Origin of the sequence: Paraglaciecola sp. L1A13, assembly GCF_009796745.1 — a bacterium.
GTDB lineage: Bacteria > Pseudomonadota > Gammaproteobacteria > Enterobacterales > Alteromonadaceae > Paraglaciecola.
This window is the reverse complement of the sequence record NZ_CP047024.1, coordinates 4,894,841-4,912,783: the sequence shown is the minus strand read 5'-3', so window position 1 is coordinate 4,912,783 and position 17,943 is coordinate 4,894,841. Positions and strand designations below refer to the sequence as shown.

General features: G+C 43.1%; 14 protein-coding genes. 9 read left to right on the top strand and 5 right to left on the bottom strand.

The window, feature by feature from the left end; translation table 11 throughout:
• The first annotated feature begins 180 nt into the window (after window positions 1–180).
• Window positions 181–2,076, top strand: a complete 1,896-nt coding sequence (locus tag GQR89_RS20985) for a hypothetical protein (RefSeq protein WP_158772029.1) — start codon at window positions 181–183, stop codon at window positions 2,074–2,076.
• A 36-nt stretch (window positions 2,077–2,112) separates the two neighbouring features.
• Here the strand turns inward: GQR89_RS20985 and GQR89_RS20980 are convergent, their stop codons facing one another.
• On the bottom strand, window positions 2,113–3,576 hold the full coding sequence (locus GQR89_RS20980) for a M20 family peptidase (RefSeq protein WP_158772028.1): 1,464 nt from the start codon (window positions 3,574–3,576) through the stop codon (window positions 2,113–2,115).
• 73 nt (window positions 3,577–3,649) lie between these two features.
• Between GQR89_RS20980 and GQR89_RS20975 the strand changes: the two genes are divergently transcribed.
• The 5 genes from GQR89_RS20975 (at window position 3,650) to GQR89_RS20955 (ending at window position 8,046) form a co-directional block, all read left to right on the top strand.
• Window positions 3,650–4,546, top strand: a complete 897-nt coding sequence (locus tag GQR89_RS20975) for a DMT family transporter (protein WP_158772027.1) — start codon at window positions 3,650–3,652, stop codon at window positions 4,544–4,546.
• An 84-nt stretch (window positions 4,547–4,630) separates the two neighbouring features.
• Window positions 4,631–5,221 carry a carbonate dehydratase gene (gene can, locus GQR89_RS20970; protein ID WP_158772026.1) on the top strand — a complete coding sequence of 197 codons (591 nt, stop codon included), beginning with the start codon at window positions 4,631–4,633 and terminating at the stop codon, window positions 5,219–5,221.
• Window positions 5,222–5,227: 6 nt separating this feature from the next.
• Entirely contained in the window at window positions 5,228–5,722 is a 495-nt protein-coding gene (locus tag GQR89_RS20965) for a histidine phosphatase family protein (RefSeq protein ID WP_158772025.1), read from the top strand.
• 250 nt (window positions 5,723–5,972) lie between these two features.
• On the top strand, window positions 5,973–7,205 hold the full coding sequence (locus GQR89_RS20960; protein WP_158772024.1) for a multidrug effflux MFS transporter: 1,233 nt from the start codon (window positions 5,973–5,975) through the stop codon (window positions 7,203–7,205).
• Between the two features lie 193 nt (window positions 7,206–7,398).
• Window positions 7,399–8,046, top strand: coding sequence for an OmpA family protein (locus tag GQR89_RS20955; RefSeq protein WP_158772023.1), 648 nt, complete (start codon window positions 7,399–7,401; stop codon window positions 8,044–8,046).
• A gap of 120 nt (window positions 8,047–8,166) precedes the next feature.
• Here the strand turns inward: GQR89_RS20955 and GQR89_RS20950 are convergent, their stop codons facing one another.
• Window positions 8,167–8,478, bottom strand: coding sequence for a hypothetical protein (locus tag GQR89_RS20950; RefSeq protein ID WP_158772351.1), 312 nt, complete (start codon window positions 8,476–8,478; stop codon window positions 8,167–8,169).
• Between the two features lie 741 nt (window positions 8,479–9,219).
• A complete protein-coding gene (gene ilvC, locus GQR89_RS20945; protein ID WP_158772022.1) occupies window positions 9,220–10,704 on the bottom strand; it encodes a ketol-acid reductoisomerase in 1,485 nt (494 codons plus the stop codon).
• 143 nt (window positions 10,705–10,847) lie between these two features.
• Here ilvC and ilvY point away from each other — a divergent pair, with 143 nt between their 5' ends.
• Window positions 10,848–11,702, top strand: a complete 855-nt coding sequence (gene ilvY, locus GQR89_RS20940) for an HTH-type transcriptional activator IlvY (RefSeq protein WP_158772021.1) — start codon at window positions 10,848–10,850, stop codon at window positions 11,700–11,702.
• Window positions 11,703–11,713: 11 nt separating this feature from the next.
• On the opposite strand, the gene GQR89_RS20935 is transcribed toward ilvY, so the two are convergent.
• Entirely contained in the window at window positions 11,714–13,228 is a 1,515-nt protein-coding gene (locus tag GQR89_RS20935) for a YifB family Mg chelatase-like AAA ATPase (protein ID WP_158772020.1), read from the bottom strand.
• Between the two features lie 102 nt (window positions 13,229–13,330).
• Window positions 13,331–13,951, bottom strand: coding sequence for a trimeric intracellular cation channel family protein (locus GQR89_RS20930; protein WP_158772019.1), 621 nt, complete (start codon window positions 13,949–13,951; stop codon window positions 13,331–13,333).
• Between the two features lie 503 nt (window positions 13,952–14,454).
• Between GQR89_RS20930 and ilvD the strand changes: the two genes are divergently transcribed.
• Both ilvD and ilvA read left to right on the top strand, forming a co-directional pair.
• Window positions 14,455–16,302: a dihydroxy-acid dehydratase gene (gene ilvD / locus GQR89_RS20925; protein WP_158772018.1), complete on the top strand. Its 1,848-nt coding sequence runs from the start codon at window positions 14,455–14,457 to the stop codon at window positions 16,300–16,302.
• Window positions 16,303–17,859: a threonine ammonia-lyase, biosynthetic gene (gene ilvA, locus GQR89_RS20920; RefSeq protein WP_158772017.1), complete on the top strand. Its 1,557-nt coding sequence runs from the start codon at window positions 16,303–16,305 to the stop codon at window positions 17,857–17,859.
• Window positions 17,860–17,943 lie beyond the last annotated feature (84 nt).

Below are 17,943 nucleotides of genomic sequence, written 5' to 3'. Positions count from 1 at the left end.
TTCCTGTTATCAACAATGTTATTTCATTCACCCTCGGCATATCCCTTTCCATACGTTACGTGAGAGATTATTCTGCACAGTTAAAATTAGTAGCTTTGATCTCGATAATTTATACTATAAAGTTTAAGTTGATGAAAAATATACTGAAATTATATTCAGTGAATAAAAGGATGTGCAAAAATGGCGTATGATTTTGGTACCAACACGCTCGGGATCAGTAATCCGTTTAAACCCGAAGGTGCTGCGAAAGCACTAAGTGGGCTGGCCGTAGTAGTGCTTGGGGTGATCGCGCTTTTAGGTGTGGCTGATGATTTGAAAAACGATATGGTCTTGGCGTGGGTTAACGCATTACTTGGGTTAACCTTACTTACTTTGGGTTTACGCCATGCTGGGATTGGTTTATTTCAGTTGTTTAAATATTTTGTTGGCCGCTCGGTGCCAACATCCCTCGCCTACAACCATAATTCAAGCGAAAAGCAAAATGCCGAGCGTGAGCGTTTTCAAACTGCCTACGATGCGCAGGAGTTAGAATCCATGTTAATGGGGCGCAAAAACGCCACCTTTACTGAGCCTGAAGGCTGGATAGCGCGATTGATACATACGTTAGTACCGCGCTTAATATTTAGTCCCTATCCTATCCGTAACTTTGTGCAAGAACTCGGCGGTCTAGTGTGTGCCACTGTGGTCGGCTTAATTGCTTTCGGTGCCGCTTATTTCGTTTCTGCGTCAGGCTTAGTGGGTAATGCAGGTGTTATTATTACCCCTATTTTATCCGTATTGTTATTGGTGTATCTGATTGCCCAGTGGCGCAGTACATCCCATTCGTTGGCAGCGCCTAATATGCGTAAACTGCAAGCAAAAACCGCCGCTAGTCTAGCCAAACTTTTGGTCTTTGCGATTGTGGTTCCGATTGCTATTGGCTTTGTTTATAGCCAACTAAATAGTCGTTTGGCAGAGCAAGTACAGCAAGTGTTGACTGACGTCGTAGCGTTTGATGCATGGTGGAACTTACTATTATTGATCGTTATGGTCTTTGCGGTAATAGGATTATCGTGGGTGATGGTGAAGGAACGTTTAGCCCTAGCTAATCCCAGTACAGAGGTCAGTGAGTTTCGTGAAAACTTACAAGAGTCTGTGCATCCAAATGAGATTTTTATCAATATTGAAAACATCGTTTTGGCTAATCGCCGTTACAAAGAAATCCCCAATCGTATGTATCAGGAATTTGACCCTAAGCTGCAGGAGCAAAGTCAGGGCAAAGGGAGTTTCAAAGGCAAGTTACTTATTGAAACGCAACCCGAATTTAGTCAGTTAAACTACAGCGCTAAATTTAACGCATTTCGTTTGCTCGCTACAATTTCCGCGCAAATATTGGTCTTTGCTGGCGCTTTACTTTTGTTCTTTACTGTACAAGAAGGCTACCAGCTGTATCAATTTATCGCCCAACAATTATTTAATTTAGAGGGGATGAGTCAAGTACGCGTTGATGCAATTTTACATGACTTTGGTTTACAGTTGAGCGGCTTTTTGGTGTTGTTATTTAGCTGGCTAACGGTTGCTGCAGGGGCGACTATTCTAGCCAGGGGCACTAATTTATTTTGGGCGGAGATGCAGTTTAGTAGTTTATTGATGTGGATGAAAACAGAGGGCACATTTACCGAGAGCAAGGTGTCTACTGGAATGTCGATTCATGACTCTACGCGTTCTGAGAACGTTGTGGTTCGTAGTTCTATTACGCCTTGGATTATTACCTCTCGTGTGATGACATCTACATTTGCCACTACTGGGACTAAGAACTTAGAGATGCCGCGCTACGTCATGCAAATGGATAAAAACAATCAAGAACTGCAAGGGATCGTAGGGGAAATCACGCAGTTTTTACGCAAACGAGAAGCCATTGCCTCAATCACCAATGAGCAAGACTTGTCCAGCGCCGAAAACATTTATCGGGTGAATGAAGCAAGTCGCGCTAAATCTGATGTGTTAATAGGTGAGAATGCCACATCAGAAAAGCAAAAGCTTGAGGAGCAAGCGGCAGGAAAATTGCGTCAAGATGAGTTAAACGCATCATCTTGACGTAGACCGCTAGTTAGGCTAATTAATAAAAGCGGGCTAGCCTTGGGCAGCCTGCTTAACCATAGCGTAATAAAATTGAATGGCTTGCATATAATCTTCAACCAATATTTGCTCATTGACACCATGAAAACGTTTCATCGTCTTGGGATCAAGACGTACCATCATAAAACGATATACGTTATCTGAGAGTCCGTAGAAATTAGACGCATCAGTCCCGCCTTGTACTAAATAGGGGGCAACCAGCAAATTTGGGTCTAGACGTCGAATAGTCTGTTCAATAAGCTTATACCCGTATGTTTCAGTGGATGAGACTGGCGAAGCTTCATTGGTCATAAAGGCTTCTATCTCTACTCTAGGGTCGCCTATCGCTTTCGTAATATGCTGAGTAACGCTGTCGATTGTATCCCCTGGTAATATCCTAAAATTAACGACAGCTTCTGCCTCTGTGGGTAAAACGTTCGATTTGGAACTGCCTTTTAGCATCGTTACCGCAGTTGATGTGCGAATGCTGGCCGCTGAACTAGGGCTGTCTAGCATCATACTTTCCACTGCGGGAGAGAATAACCATAAGTTTGACATAGGTAAGCGCGTAGCTAAGTCGGTAGCGAAACCAATATGCTGGAATGTCTCAAGAATAAAGCGCATGTCAGCACTAAACGGGCTGGCTTCAACCTTAACTATGGCTTGTGCGAGTATGCCCGCTGCTGTGTGTGCTGGTGGTTGAGAAGAGTGCCCGCCAGGGGCTTTAACCGTTAAACGCAGATTCACGAACCCCTTTTCGGCCACTCCGATAACGGCCACTGATTTTGATACACCAGGCAGCATGTCTTGGGTTACCACGCCGCCCTCATCGAGAACGAATTCAAAGACGACATTTTTTTTTGCTAAAAATGCGGCGATTTGTCGCGCACCGTCTTTACCACCCGCTTCTTCATCGTGGCCAAAGGCAAAATAGATACTGCGCTTAGGTTGAATATTTTGTGCCAGCAGCATTTCCATTGATTCCATCAGTGCGACGACACTGATTTTGTCGTCAATCGTGCCGCGCCCCCAAACCGTCCCGTCGATGACGTTTCCGCTAAAAGGGGGATGTTGCCACTGGTCAGCCGTTGCTTCGTCGACTGGCACGACATCCATATGGCCCATAAAAAGAGCGGGTTTAAGCGTTGGGTCACTCCCCTTTAGATGGTAGAGCAAGCTATAGTCATTGATCACGTCTAAGTTGGCCCGTTGATGAACCAGAGGAAAAGAGTCTTTTAAATATTGTTGGAAGGCTAAGAAGGCTTCATGGTCAAATTGGCTACGGTCATCAAAGGATATGGTGGGTATCTTTATCGCTTGCGAGAAACGTTTTAGGGCGGCTTCGGTATCTATTTTTACGAGTTTTATCGGATTTTCAACCACGTATTGTTGGTCGTCATAAAAGGTGTTCGCGCGGTAAAATAGCAGGCCGCTTAGCAGCAGAATAAAAACGGCAAAACTTATCAATATTTTTTTCATATTTCGCTACTTATCGTTCATTTAAAGATAGAATCGCCAATCAGTATAACGCTATCTTAATCGGGGGATCTAGTTGTCTAATTCAGCCTTATTTTCAATTGTCTCCCTTATTTGGGGAACGACTTGGATTGCTATTACATTTCAGTTAGGTGAAATACATCCGGTTTTGTCAGTGGCCATTCGTTTCTCTCTCGCAGCTGCGATTTTAGGTGTTTTCTGCGTGGTAAAGGGATTATCTTTACGTTTGCCTAAGCATTTACACATCAAAATGGCCGCGGCAGGATTATGTTTTTATGGTCTGGAGTACAGTCTGCTGTATTTAAGTCAGCAATATATTATTAGTGCACTTGTAGCCTTGATGAGCTCAGGCATGATTTATATTAATGTACTGCTCAGACGGGTTATTTTGAAGAAGCCTATTCGCATGGAGGTCGTCATTGGAGCGGCATTTGGTATGTTCGGGATTGGGCTGATTTTTTATCCTGAATTTTCCCAACTAAAGGCGGATACTTTGCTTGTCTTTGGGATTACCTTGGCATTGGCTTCATTTTTATTTGCTGGTTTGGGTAATGTCTTGTCTGAACGCATATTAGATTATGGTACGCCTGTGGTGCAGATGAATTTTTGGGCCATGAGTTATGGCTCCATAGGTATCTTGGCGTTTGCTTTGGTGAGCGACATTGATTGGGTACTGCCTACGCGCTGGGAATATTACCTAGCTATATCGTATTTAAGCATCTTTGGTTCGGTTATAGCCTTTGGCGCATATATGAAGTTAGTCCGCCAGATGGGCTCTGATAAAACAGCATATGTGGTGCTGGTTTATCCCATTGTTGCGCTATTAGTCTCGACCATTTTTGAAGGTTACCAATGGTATTTAGCTTCATTAATAGGGGTTTTCTTTGTTATTTTGGGCAACGCCATTGCGATGGGGAAGTTGTCAATTAAACGTACGCCGGCAGCAATTTAGCTTAGCGAGATAATTGCCGGCCAATGGTAAGAGCTGTCGTACAGTGTAGTTTCACTATACTGCGCTCGTTACAAGCGAGGGTTTATGAGCGATATATTACAACTACTTGAAAATAATAGAGTTTGGTCAGAGGGAATGAAAGAGGCCGAACCTAACTTTTTTGATAAACTTGCCACTCGGCAAAAACCGGAATATCTGTGGATTGGGTGTTCTGATAGTCGCGTTCCTGCAAATCAGCTTTTAGGTCTTGTGCCTGGAGATATATTTGTACACCGTAACGTCGCGAATTTAGTGGTACACACTGACTTTAATTGTTTGTCGGTTTTGCAGTACGCAATTGACGTGCTTAAAGTTAAACACGTAATTGTGTGTGGCCATTATGGCTGTGGCGGGATCGATGCTGCACTTAAGGATCAGCAACTCGGATTAATTGATAACTGGCTAGAAAACATTAAAGATATCGCTAAATTTCATCAAGATGAGCTCGCAACCTTATCCGGCGAGCAGCGCTCAGCACGGTTATGCGAACTAAATGTGATTGAGCAGGCGAATAACATTCGTCGCAGTAATATCTTCAAGGATGCCGCTGCTCGCGGACAGCGTGTTCGTATTCATAGTTGGATCTATAGCCTGCGTAACGGACGCATCAAAGATTTAGCCAAAAAAGAAGGATAAAGCCCAATGCGCTGTACCTCTGTTCGTTTGTATTACTTGACGTTCCTAGCCCTTATTTTAACTGTAGGTTTGGGCGAGGCAAGCGCAGAGCAGCGTTGGTATTTGGTGCGTCATTTTGAGAAACAAACTGGGGACGATCCTAACTTAACTTTCAAGGGACAACAGCGAGCAGCGGCTTTAGCTAATTACTTTCGTTATATTCCATTATCGGGAGTGTTTTCAACTGATTATAAGCGCACCACTCAAACGGTAGCTGATATCGCCAAGCAGCAAAATATGCCGGTCACCCTCTATGATCCTTCTCATCCTAAAACGTTTATTCAACTTATTTCGACTCAACGTGATGTGTTGGTGGCGGGACATAGCAATACGATACCTGACTTGGTCCGTGCGCTTGGAGGGCAAGCTGAAGATTTAACGGACAAAGATTATGGACGATTATTTATTGTGACGCGCATTGATGGTGATGTAACCACGCAGAGTGTCATTGTACCGTTTTAAATCATTCAACACCTGAAATTGTATTTTTTGTCAATTTCGCAAGCTGGTCAACGGTGTAATAAGATTGTAGAGCTAATGTAATGTTTTATAATTAGTTTTTACGATATATCAGCGTTCTTGAATGGCGTTTAACGGATAGCAAAAAATGATAAATATTTCTTTCAATAAATGACGAGCAATGTTGATAAAACGTTCAAGTCCTACTTCAGTCAATGGTAGAATTGACGTTTAATCTAACAGAGGAATTTTCATGCCCAACGCCCGCTCTACAACTGCTGCCAAGGTTAAACCTGCTTTAGGATTAGTCGAATTCGTAGCTCTAATGGCGTTGATGACTTCTCTAGTGGCATTGAGTATAGATGCCATGTTACCGGCGTTAAATCAAATTGCGCTAGATTTAGCGATCACAGATCCTCAGGATACCCATTTAATAGTTTCATTATTTTTCATCGGTATGGCATTTGGCCAACTGTATTTTGGACCGCTATCTGACGCAAAAGGCCGACGCTATACCATTATCACCGGGTTGATCATTTTTGGTCTTGGCACCGTTGTGTGTATGTTTGCTGAGTCATTAAAGGTGTTATTGATTGGTCGCGTTATTCAAGCTTTTGGGGTGTCAGGCCCGCGTATTGCAGCTTTAGCAGTCATTCGAGACCAATATAAAGGTGAGGCAATGGCTCGGGTTATGTCGTTTATCATGATGGTTTTTATTTTAGTGCCTATGCTAGCCCCGAGCTTCGGCCAAGCGGTTCTTTTTTGGTTTTCATGGCAGCATATTTTTTCATCGTTCTTGGTCATCGGCTTATTAACTGGCGTATGGTATTTTCTGCGTCAGCCGGAAACCTTGCCTAAAGATAAACGTGTCCCCTTTAGTTGGCATCAGCTTTATCATTCTAGTCGCTTTATTCTGAGTAATAAGCTCGTGATGTTTTACACCTTCTCTATGGGATTAGTCTTTGGTGGCTTTCTAGCCTATATCAGCGCTTCTCAGACAGTGTTTCAGGTCATATATGACACAGGAGACCTATTCCCTCTATATTTTGCTCTGCTCGCTTTCTCAATTGGATTTGCATCGTTTATCAACGGTACGTTAGTCATGCGTTTGGGTATGCGTAAATTGTGTACTTGGGCCATTTTTGGATGGCTAGGATTTACCTCTATACTACTGATTATGTGCTTAATATATGAGGGGCTTCCACCCCTTAATTACTTAATCAGCATTTTGTTTGCTGCATTTTTTTGTATCGGCATTTTATTTGGCAATCTTAATTCTATGGCTATGCAACCTTTAGGCGATACGGCGGGTCTTGGTGCGGCGATCATTGGCTCACTGAGTAGCATTATATCTGTGCCCTCTGCCGTATTTGTAGGTAGCTTCATTGAAAACTCAATGACGCCTATTGCTATTGGCTTTGTAGGTTTTGGCTTCGCCTCATTTTTATTTTTTTGGTTTGCAGAGCGGCCCAAAGCACCAACTTAGCGACCATCCATTCTACGCCCCTAAACTTTCTGTTAGGGGCAATCTTAATTACCTTGGAACAGTTCGTGCTTCAAGGCTTTAGTAAAGCATTCATATATCGTTCAGTTAAAGGCTGGATAATTGGCATTATAGATTTTGCCTAACGTAAGTAGTAACGATAGTCGAGGCAAAGTCGTTTTCTAAGGAGTCTCAGATGTACAAGAAACTGGTTGTTGGATTAGCGTTGTCGGGCCTAATGTTAGGTGGGTGTGCCTCTAATTCCATGGGTAATGCCTCTAACACGCAAAAAGGCGCAGGCATTGGCGCCATCGTAGGGGCTTTACTGGGTAAAGGCACTGGTGACAACGACAAAAGCCGATATGTGTGGGGTGCAGCAGTCGGCGCACTAGCAGGTTCTGCTATTGGTAATTACATGGATAAGCAAGAGCAGGAGTTTCGTGACGAACTAGCAGATAGTGGCGTTGAGGTTTACCGTGAGGGTGATACTTTGCGCTTATATATGCCTAGCAGTATTACGTTTAGCTCTGGGAATGCTTCAGTCGATGGTAGTTTTTATCCTGTCTTAAAAGATGTGGCTTTGGTTATTAACAAGTATGAAAAAACTACATTGATGGTAGAAGGCCATACCGATAGTACCGGCGCAGATGATATGAATCAGCGTTTGTCTGAAGCTCGGGCTAATAGTGTGAAAAATTATCTAGTGCAGAATGGTGTCGATAACAGAAGAATTTCAACGCTAGGTATGGGGGAATATGCGCCGATTGCTGATAATACCACTGACGTTGGCCGTCAGAAAAATCGTCGAGTAGAGCTTAAAATTATACCTATGAGTAAAAACTAAAAAAGATTAGTGATAATGGGGGCGCAATGCAACGTGCCTCATTGTTATCCTTAACAATGAAAGCAGGACGTCGTTATTATATGTTCGGGTTTTCTAAAACGGATAAAATTTTTATAAATACTATTTAACTAAACGAATAGCAGGACGTTGAACTTTAGTGGGCTCTATCGCAAGAACTTTTGAACTACGAACACCGTTTTTCATGCGGTCATAGCATACATATTTCATGTCTAACGACTCACAAAATTTGTAAATAGTTAAAAAATCGCTTTTAGATAGTTCTTCGTTGTCTTTGGTTAGTTGGGTATCGATATACATTTGCTCACCATTGGCGGTAAGCATCGCTACTGCTGAATATGGATCTCCGTGTTTGGCGACTTTTAACGCTCTAACCATTTTTACTTCAAAGACCCAATCGCCCATTTTAGTCATTCTAGTTATTTTTTCGCTCATTGGATTTCCTGTTATCTTGGTGGGTAAACATTTGGGAGTTCGGGAACTTCGACTAAAGCAATACATAGGCCATGTTTTTTTTCCGCTAATAACAAGGGTTTACGGCAGGGATAATTTTTTTCGTGTTGCTATATCGATACAATGGCATGTATTGCATATGCTGATTGTTAAAAAATTGTTCCTTTAGACTAAGGTCTATATGTTTCTCTATGATTTTTATACAGAAAAAACATGGTTTTTAATGTATGATTTTAGGTACACTCCTTTTATTTACCTCCAGATTCTGACCTATAGTTACATCAAAAATAGTATTTTATCGCTATCCAATAAATGAATATTTATTGAGCGAAAATAAAAATAATCCCGATATACAGTACCCGATACGCGACTGAATAAAGACATAATACTACGGGGAATGATGCTTTTTTGTACGAATTTTAAACGACTTAAGCCAGAATAAGCCCTTTCATAACATCAATTTTTGTAGCTGATAAACAACATATTCTAGTCGCTTTTTATACGACATCTGCGATATTTAGAGGTAAACAATGATTATGATACAGCTATATTTAGTTGAAATTTGCTCGGTATGGTCTTGATTCGTATTGAGACAGATAGTCTCAGACATAAAAAAGCCCAGCCAAATTGGCTGGGCAAAGAGGGCTTTTTACAGCACCTAACGACAGAAATTGTTCAATTTACTATTCGTTTTATGAAGGGTTAAACCGCTTCAACTATGGCTTTCATGTCAGTCATGTAACCACGTAATTTGTCACCTACGCTTTCAACACCATGCTCGCGAATCGCCTTGTTTACGGCAACGAGAGTTTTATTATCAACACTATTACTGGTCGCTGCGAATGGCTTACCGATTAACTCGGTGCCTATGCTTGGCATCAATTTATCTGCTAATAATGGGATGGCTACATTAGCAAATAAGTAGTTGCCATATTCAGCAGTATCAGAGATAACGACGTTCATTTCGTACAAACGCTTACGAGCGATAGTATTCGAAATAAGCGGTGTTTCATGTAGTGACTCGTAATATGCTGATTCAGGAAGAATGCCTGCTTCAACCATTACGTCGAATGCTAGTTCAACACCCGCTTTAATCATGGCAACAATAAATACGCCGTTATCGAAAAATTCTTGCTCATCGATTTTACCGCTGTATTCAGGGGCGTTTTCAAAACCAGATTGACCCGTTTCTTCACGCCACTTTAATAAGTTAGCATCGCCGTTGGCCCAATCTTCCATCATAGTGCGCGAAAATTCGCCGCTGATGATGTCGTCTTGGTGTTTACCAAATAACGGTTTCAACATATCTTTTAATTGTTCAGACAAATCAAATGCTTTGATCTTAGCCGTATTAGACAGTCTGTCCATCATGTTAGTAACGCCACCGATTTTAAGTGCTTCGGTGATGGCTTCCAGGCCGAATTGGATCAATGCGCCTGCATAAGCTGGGTCGATACCGTCAGCAACCATTTTTTCGTAACCAAGAACCGCTGCTGTTTGCTGCATACCACAAAGAATGGTCTGCTCGCCCATTAAGTCAGACTTAACTTCAGCTACAAAAGATGACTCAAGTACACCTGCACGGTCTCCGCCAGTTGCACTTGCTAGTGCTTTAGCGATATCCCAGCCTTGTTGCTGTGGATCATTCTCAGGATGAACTGCGATAAGGGTTGGTACGCCGAACCCGCGTTTGTATTCTTCACGAACTTCAGTACCTGGACATTTAGGCGCGCACATCACAACCGTAATATCTGAACGAATTTGCTGTCCTTCTTCAACGATGTTGAAACCGTGAGAATAACCTAGTGCGGCACCTTCTTTCATTAAAGGCATAATCGCCTCAACTACGCTTGAATGCTGCTTGTCAGGCGTTAAGTTGTAAACTATGTCAGCGCTTGGAATAAGTTCTTTATATGTACCAACGGTGAAACCGTTACCGCTAGCACGCTGAAATGATTCGCGTTTTTCATCGATTGCGGCTTGACGTAAAGTGTAAGAAACGTCTAAACCTGAATCACGCATATTAAGGCCTTGGTTTAAACCTTGAGCGCCACAACCTACGATTACGATCTTTTTACCTTTAAGAAAATTACAGCCTTCTGAAAATTCGCTGCGCTGCATGAATCTGCAACGACCAATTTGGTCTAGTTGCTGACGTAAAGATAATGTATTGAAATAATTTGCCATTCTTTTTGATTCCTATAAGTGCAACAAGTCAGTGACGATCTCGTGTGGTTGAGAGAATAGGGTATTTCTTCTGTTGATTAAAATGATATATTTGCAACGTAACGTTTCATATTTTGCAACACTGTATTTGATAAGGAATTAATGTGGATATTCGAAGCTTGGAATTGTTTCAACATTTGGCCAGCAGTTTACATTTCAGTAGAACTGCCGAAGCCCTATTTGTAAGCCCTTCAACGTTAAGTCGTATCATTCAGCGCCTTGAGGAAGATTGTGGAACGTCCCTTTTTGTCCGTGATAATCGTAAAGTAAAACTGACGGCTGCGGGGGCTAAATTACTTAGATTCACCCAGCAAACGTTGTCAGAATGGAAGAAAGTAAAGTGGGAATTACAACAAGATCATAAGCAAATACAGGGTGAGCTAAGTCTTTATTGCTCAGTAACAGCGAGTCAAAGTCATCTACCAAAATTACTTGATAGTTTCCGTCATCAATACCCGCAAGTAGAGATAAAGCTCAGCACTGGTGATCCAGCGTTATCAGCCAGTAAGGTCATGCAACAAGAAGTTGATGCCTCGATTGCTATCCATACTCCTGACTTTCCCCAGGAATTGACATTTTTGCCTTTAGGAGAGGTTCCCTTATTACTTATTGCGCCTAAAGACACCCAATTAACGCGTTTAAGCCAAGTGGATTGGCGAGAACATTCGGTCATTTTACCTGAGTCTGGGCCGTCAAAACGTATCGTGCACCATTGGTTTGCTGAGCAAGGGATTCGTCCACGAGTATATGCAACGGTTGCAGGTAATGAAGCGATTGTCAGTATGGTTGCTTTGGGCTGCGGGTTGGGCATAGTACCGGAAATCGTACTCGATAATTCGACCATCAGTCAGCGGGTAAATCGCATCAAACTCGATGATATCGAACCCTATCAGATTGGATTATGTTGTATCCGCAAACGTCAAAGTGAGCCAGCTATTCAAGCTTTATTTAATTGCTAACTTGGGTGCAGCTAATTATAGGCAAGCTGTGCGAGCATTCGATCAAAAGCACGGTAATTAAGAGCTTCGGCTAAGTGTTGACGCTTTATATTAGGCTCGCCTGCTAAATCAGCTATGGTGCGTGACACTTTCAGCACTCGATGATATGTACGTAAAGACAATCCTAGTTTTTCAACCGCACCTTGTAAAAAATGTTGATCCTCGGGCGAGAGAGTACAGTGTTTTTGCACTTCTTTGCTGCCCAATAGAGTATTGGGTTTATTACTGCGGGCGAGGGCGACATTACGCGCTTGGATAACTCGTTGGCGTATCTCATTACTGCTTTGTCCTCGTTCTTTCACTTGCTCAGAAAATTCGTTGCTATTTAGTTTAGGCACATCTACTTGTAAATCAATACGGTCCAGAAAAGGTCCCGAAATGCGATTCAAATAACGCAGTATCTGATCTGCTGTACAACGCCCATCATTGAGGCTGCCAGTGGGACTGGGGTTCATTGCTGCGACTAATTGAAATTGTGCAGGAAACTGCGCCTGTCGCGCGGCTCTAGATATAGATACGAAGCCAGATTCTAAAGGTTCTCGTAGAACATCGAGTACTTTGCGGTCGAATTCGGGTAGCTCATCTAAAAATAAAACTCCGTGATGAGCTAATGATATTTCTCCGGGTCTTGGCACACTCCCACCTCCGACGAGTGCCACTGCTGAGCTGGTGTGGTGTGGATGGCGAAACGCTCGCTGCTTCCATGTTTCCGGATTAACAGGTTTTCCAACAATCGAGTGAATAGCGGCACTTGCGAGTGCTTCTTCATCGGTCATGGGCGGTAATATGGTGATTAAGCGACTAGCAAGCATTGTTTTGCCTGTACCTGGAGGTCCGGTGAAAAGTATATTGTGGCCCCCAGCTGCCGCAATTTCGAGCGCACGTTTTGCCGATATTTGGCCCACAACATCTTGTAAATCAACTTCATACTCGGCTTCTTTGGCAATATTGTCCGAGGTGAATAAGGCAAGGCTTTTTTGTTTGCCAAGATGATGAAATACATCAAGTAACTGACTAGCAGGAACGATCTTTGCGCCACTGATTAGGGCTGCTTCATTCGCGTTATCAAGGGGCAAAATTGCAATGCGCCCGGCTTTGTAACAGGCATAAGTGAAAGGCAGAGCACCTTTGATGGAGCGTATTTCGCCAGATAAGGCAAGCTCTCCCACCAGCTCTATACCGTTTAGGCTTGCGCCAGCGAGCTGATTGCTTGCAGCGATAATACCGATGGCGATGGCTAAGTCGAAACGTCCACCTTCTTTGGGTAAATCGGCAGGTGCGAGGTTGACCGTAATACGCCGAGCGGGGAATTCAAATCCAGAATTAATTAATGCGCTGCGGACTCTGTCTTTCGCTTCTCGCACCGACGCTTCGGGTAAGCCAACTAAGTTAAAACACGGTAAACCATTGGCCAGATGCACTTCTACCGTTATAAGTGGCGCATCTATACCAACACTGGCTCTTGAAAACACCACTGCCAACGACATATGCAAAGTCCTTTGCAAGTCAAATAGAATGTCATAAGGCTAGTCAACGCAGAGACTTAATGCCACTGCATTGGATTTACTGGTAATTATAAATAACGACAGCTATTCCATATGCTCTGGGTTAAAAACGGGTAAGTTCCAATGCCATTTCATGGCCAATAAGCGAATGGTTAGGGTGATAACAAAGCCGAGTATCATGCAGCTATAAGTAGATAAGCCAAAGAATAGCGCTGAAACATAACTTAAGCCGCCGATGATACAAGCCGTTGCATAAAGTTCGCCTTTGAGCACCAAAGGAATTTCTCGACAAATGACATCGCGAATAAGACCACCAAATACGCCAGTCATAGTGCCCAGTGCAATGGCGATAAATGGCGACGTGCCGTAAGTAAGTGCTTTTTGTAATCCCATGACATTAAAGAAAGCGAGACCTATAGCATCGGCGACTTGTAAATACCGTAAAGGAAAGCGATGGCTTATTCTGAGCCAAATGATGGTGCAAAAAGCAGCTGCTAATATTGCAAAAAAGAAACTATGATCTTGCACCCAAAATACCGGTAAATCGAGGATGATATCGCGTAATGTTCCGCCTCCAGTGGCTGTTACCGACGCCAGCACGACAACGCCAAAACTATCCATTTGCTTTTTGTAGGCCATCAACGTGCCTGAAACGGCAAAAACCGCAACGCCCATTAAATCAATCCAATGTAACCAGGTACTCATAATATTCTCACTGCTATTTGAGACTGAATGATACCGATAAATGACAAATTCTAAATAGCCAAACCACTATGTTTGTATATAAACGACACAAAAAAAGCATATAGCATTGCTTGATCCTACATGGGGGTTCGTGTTACCTATATATACAGTGACGATATACCAAATTTAAACTAGTAATTAAACTAAGTGTTCTATTCCTACTCGTGCAGCAAAGTAATTATTTTGGTGACAGTGGCGGAGACGTATTCTCCGGGGGGATAGATCTGGATATATGTCAGACTTATTTAGACCCCCCGCACGAAAGTTCGGGGGGTTTTTTGCTTTTATCAAGCATTCTTTAGCTTGGTATAGAAGTAAGATTAAAATGTAATGGCGACGTCATTACATAGCACAATTTAGATGATACCGATTTTGACGAGAAGGCGAGGTTTTTCACGCATAAGATAATTCGATATGCGCCTCGGCTGATTATTTAACACTATATAAAGTAGAGAGAAGAGAGAATGCCCAAATTACGTTCTGCAACCACAACCCAAGGTAGAAACATGGCCGGTGCTCGTGCGCTTTGGCGTGCAACTGGTATGAAAGATGGTGATTTTGGCAAGCCTATTATTGCTGTTTCTAATTCATTTACGCAATTTGTACCTGGCCATGTGCATCTAAAAGACATGGGGCAACTTGTAGCGCGCAGCATCGAGGCTGCAGGTGGCGTAGCCAAAGAATTTAACACCATAGCGGTCGATGACGGTATCGCCATGGGTCACAGTGGTATGCTTTACAGCTTACCATCGCGTGAAATCATTGCCGATTCAGTCGAATATATGGTGAATGCCCATTGTGCTGACGCTATTGTATGTATCTCGAACTGCGACAAAATCACTCCAGGCATGTTAATGGCTTCGATGCGCCTAAATATACCGGTAATCTTTGTTTCTGGCGGACCAATGGAAGCTGGTAAGACCAAGCTTTCAGACCAAATTATCAAACTAGATTTGGTTGATGCTATGGTTGCTGGGGTTGATGACAATGTCAGTGATGATGAAAGCAACGAAGTAGAACGTTCTGCTTGCCCTACTTGTGGTTCATGTTCAGGCATGTTTACTGCTAATTCAATGAACTGTTTAACCGAAGCCCTTGGTTTATCTTTACCTGGTAATGGTTCAATGCTCGCTACTCACGCAGACCGTGAAGGCTTGTTTAAGCAAGCAGGCAGTCAAATTGTTGAGCTTTGTCGTCGTTATTATCAGCAAGACGACGAGTCAGTGTTACCACGTAACATTGCTAACTTTAAAGCGTTTGAAAACGCTATGAGTCTTGATATCGCGATGGGCGGTTCAACCAATACCATTTTACATCTCATCGCAGCAGCTATTGAAGGGGAAGTGCCTTTCACCCTCGATGATATTGACCGTTTATCGCGTAAAGTCCCTCACCTATGCAAGGTTGCACCGTCTACACCGCTTTACCATATGGAAGATGTGCATCGTGCCGGTGGCGTACTGGGTATTCTAAATGAACTGAATAAAGCTGGATTATTACATGGCGACAATATGCATGTATTAGGCAAAACGATTGGAGAGGTGATTGCAGAATGGGACGTTACTAATCCGGCCAACGAACATGCTCTAACGTTTTATAAGGCAGGCCCTGCGGGTATACGTACCACTAAAGCCTTCAGCCAAAATTGTCGTTACCCAACGGCGGACACCGATCGTGAAAATGGCTGTATTCGCAGTCGTGCCAATGCATTTAGTGAAGAGGGTGGCTTAGCCGTATTGTTCGGCAATATTGCAGAGCAAGGTTGTATTGTGAAAACTGCTGGTGTGGATGAGTCGATTCATGTCTTTACGGGTCGAGCGCGTATATACGAAAGCCAAGATGATGCAGTAAAAGCCATATTAGCTGACGAAGTGATCGCCGGTGATGTGGTTGTTATTCGTTACGAGGGGCCTAAAGGTGGCCCTGGTATGCAAGAAATGCTCTATCCAACCACATATTTAAAAGCGAAAGGTTTAGGTAAGCAGTGTGCATTGATTACCGATGGTCGCTTTTCGGGTGGCACGTCAGGTTTGTCTATCGGACATTGCTCCCCTGAAGCTGCTAGTGGTGGTGGTATCGGTTTGGTTGAAGAAGGCGATAGCATGACGATTGACATACCTAATCGTAAGATTGGAGTCGATATCTCAGATAGCGAGCTTGAAACACGTCGTGAAAAAATGGAGCAAAGTGCCAAGCCTTGGAAACCAGCTACTCGTCAACGTAAGGTATCCTTGGCTCTTAAGGCCTATGCGCTATTGGCCACTAGTGCCGATAAAGGCGCGGTGCGTAATGCTGCGATGTTGGAAGATTAAATGGCCCTGTCAGCAAACGAATATTTGAAACGCATTTTATTAGCGCCCGTTTATGACGTGGCGGTAAAAACGGATTTGGTCAAGCTTGACAAACTATCTGCTAATTTGGGCAATGAAGTGTGGCTCAAACGTGAAGACCAGCAAGTGGTTAAATCGTTTAAATTGCGTGGTGCCTATAACAAACTTGCTAGTTTGTCTGATAAGCAATTACAAGCTGGTGTGGTGGCCGCTTCGGCGGGCAATCACGCCCAAGGTGTGGCGTATTCCGCGAGGATGAAAAAAATTCAGGCTACTATTGTTATGCCTGAAACCACTCCCGATATTAAAGTAGATGCGGTGCGCAGCTTTGGTGGGCAATACGCTAACGTTATTTTGTTTGGTACCAGCTTTGATCAGGCCAAAGACGAAGCCCTACGCCTAGCGAAACTCCATGGTTATACTATGGTAGCCCCCTTTGACGATGAAGACGTTATCGTTGGACAAGGTACTATTGGTCGCGAATTGCTTGAGCAAAACCCCGATATCGATACCTTGTTTATCGCCGTTGGCGGTGGTGGCTTAGCCGCGGGCATTAGTGTTTTCCTTAAACAGTTAAAACCTGATTTAAAAATTATTGCTATAGAATCCGACGAGTCAGCTTGTTTGCAAGCAGCGTTAAAAGCAGGAAAGCCAGTACCTTTAGACACTGTTGGCATTTTTGCCGATGGCGTTGCGGTGAAAACTATCGGTACAGAGCCCTTTCGTTTACTGCAAGAATACGTTGATGAAGTGATCACGGTTAATACCGATGAAATTTGTGCGGCGATTAAAGATATTTTTGATGATACCCGGGTAATCGCCGAACCTGCTGGAGCACTTTCGATAGCGGGTATGCATAAATATCTACAGCAAAACCCCATGCAAGGGCACACGTTTGGCGGTATTTTGTGTGGTGCCAATATTAACTTTCATACCTTGCGTTATGTGTCAGAACGTTGTGAGTTAGGTGAACAAAAAGAAGCAGTTTTTGCAGTGAAAATTCCGGAGCATGCTGGCGCCTTTAAACAATTCTGTGAGTTGCTAGGTGGGCGCATAATCACCGAATTCAACTACCGCTTTGCCACAGACCGAGAAGCGCACATCTTTGTGGGTATTAAATTACGTGGAGGCAGAACGGAATTCAAGCAGCTTACTGAAACGCTGGCAGCTCATGATTACCAGTGTTTTGATCTAAGCGAAAACGAAACAGCTAAATTACATGTTCGGTATATGGTGGGTGGCCGTCCAGCTAATCTGCAAAACGAACATATCTTTTCTTTTGAATTTCCGGAATACCCTGGGGCTTTGATGAAGTTTTTAAATACCTTAGGCGAAACTTGGAATATCACACTGTTTCACTACCGTAATCACGGAGCTGCAGCAGGATTAGTTTTATGTGGTTTCGAAATTCCTCCCGAACAGCGAGAAAACTTTAATCAACATTTAGATGCATTGGATTATCAGTACACAGAGCAGACAGTAAACCCCGCTTACAAGTTTTTCTTGTCGGATGTAAATGGCATTTTAGCTAGCAAGTAAAACTTAAAAAGATGTGATGGGTTGGTAAAAACCCACACATCTTTTTCATTAATTAGCCTGCCAAATTAATTTTTAAACAACCTA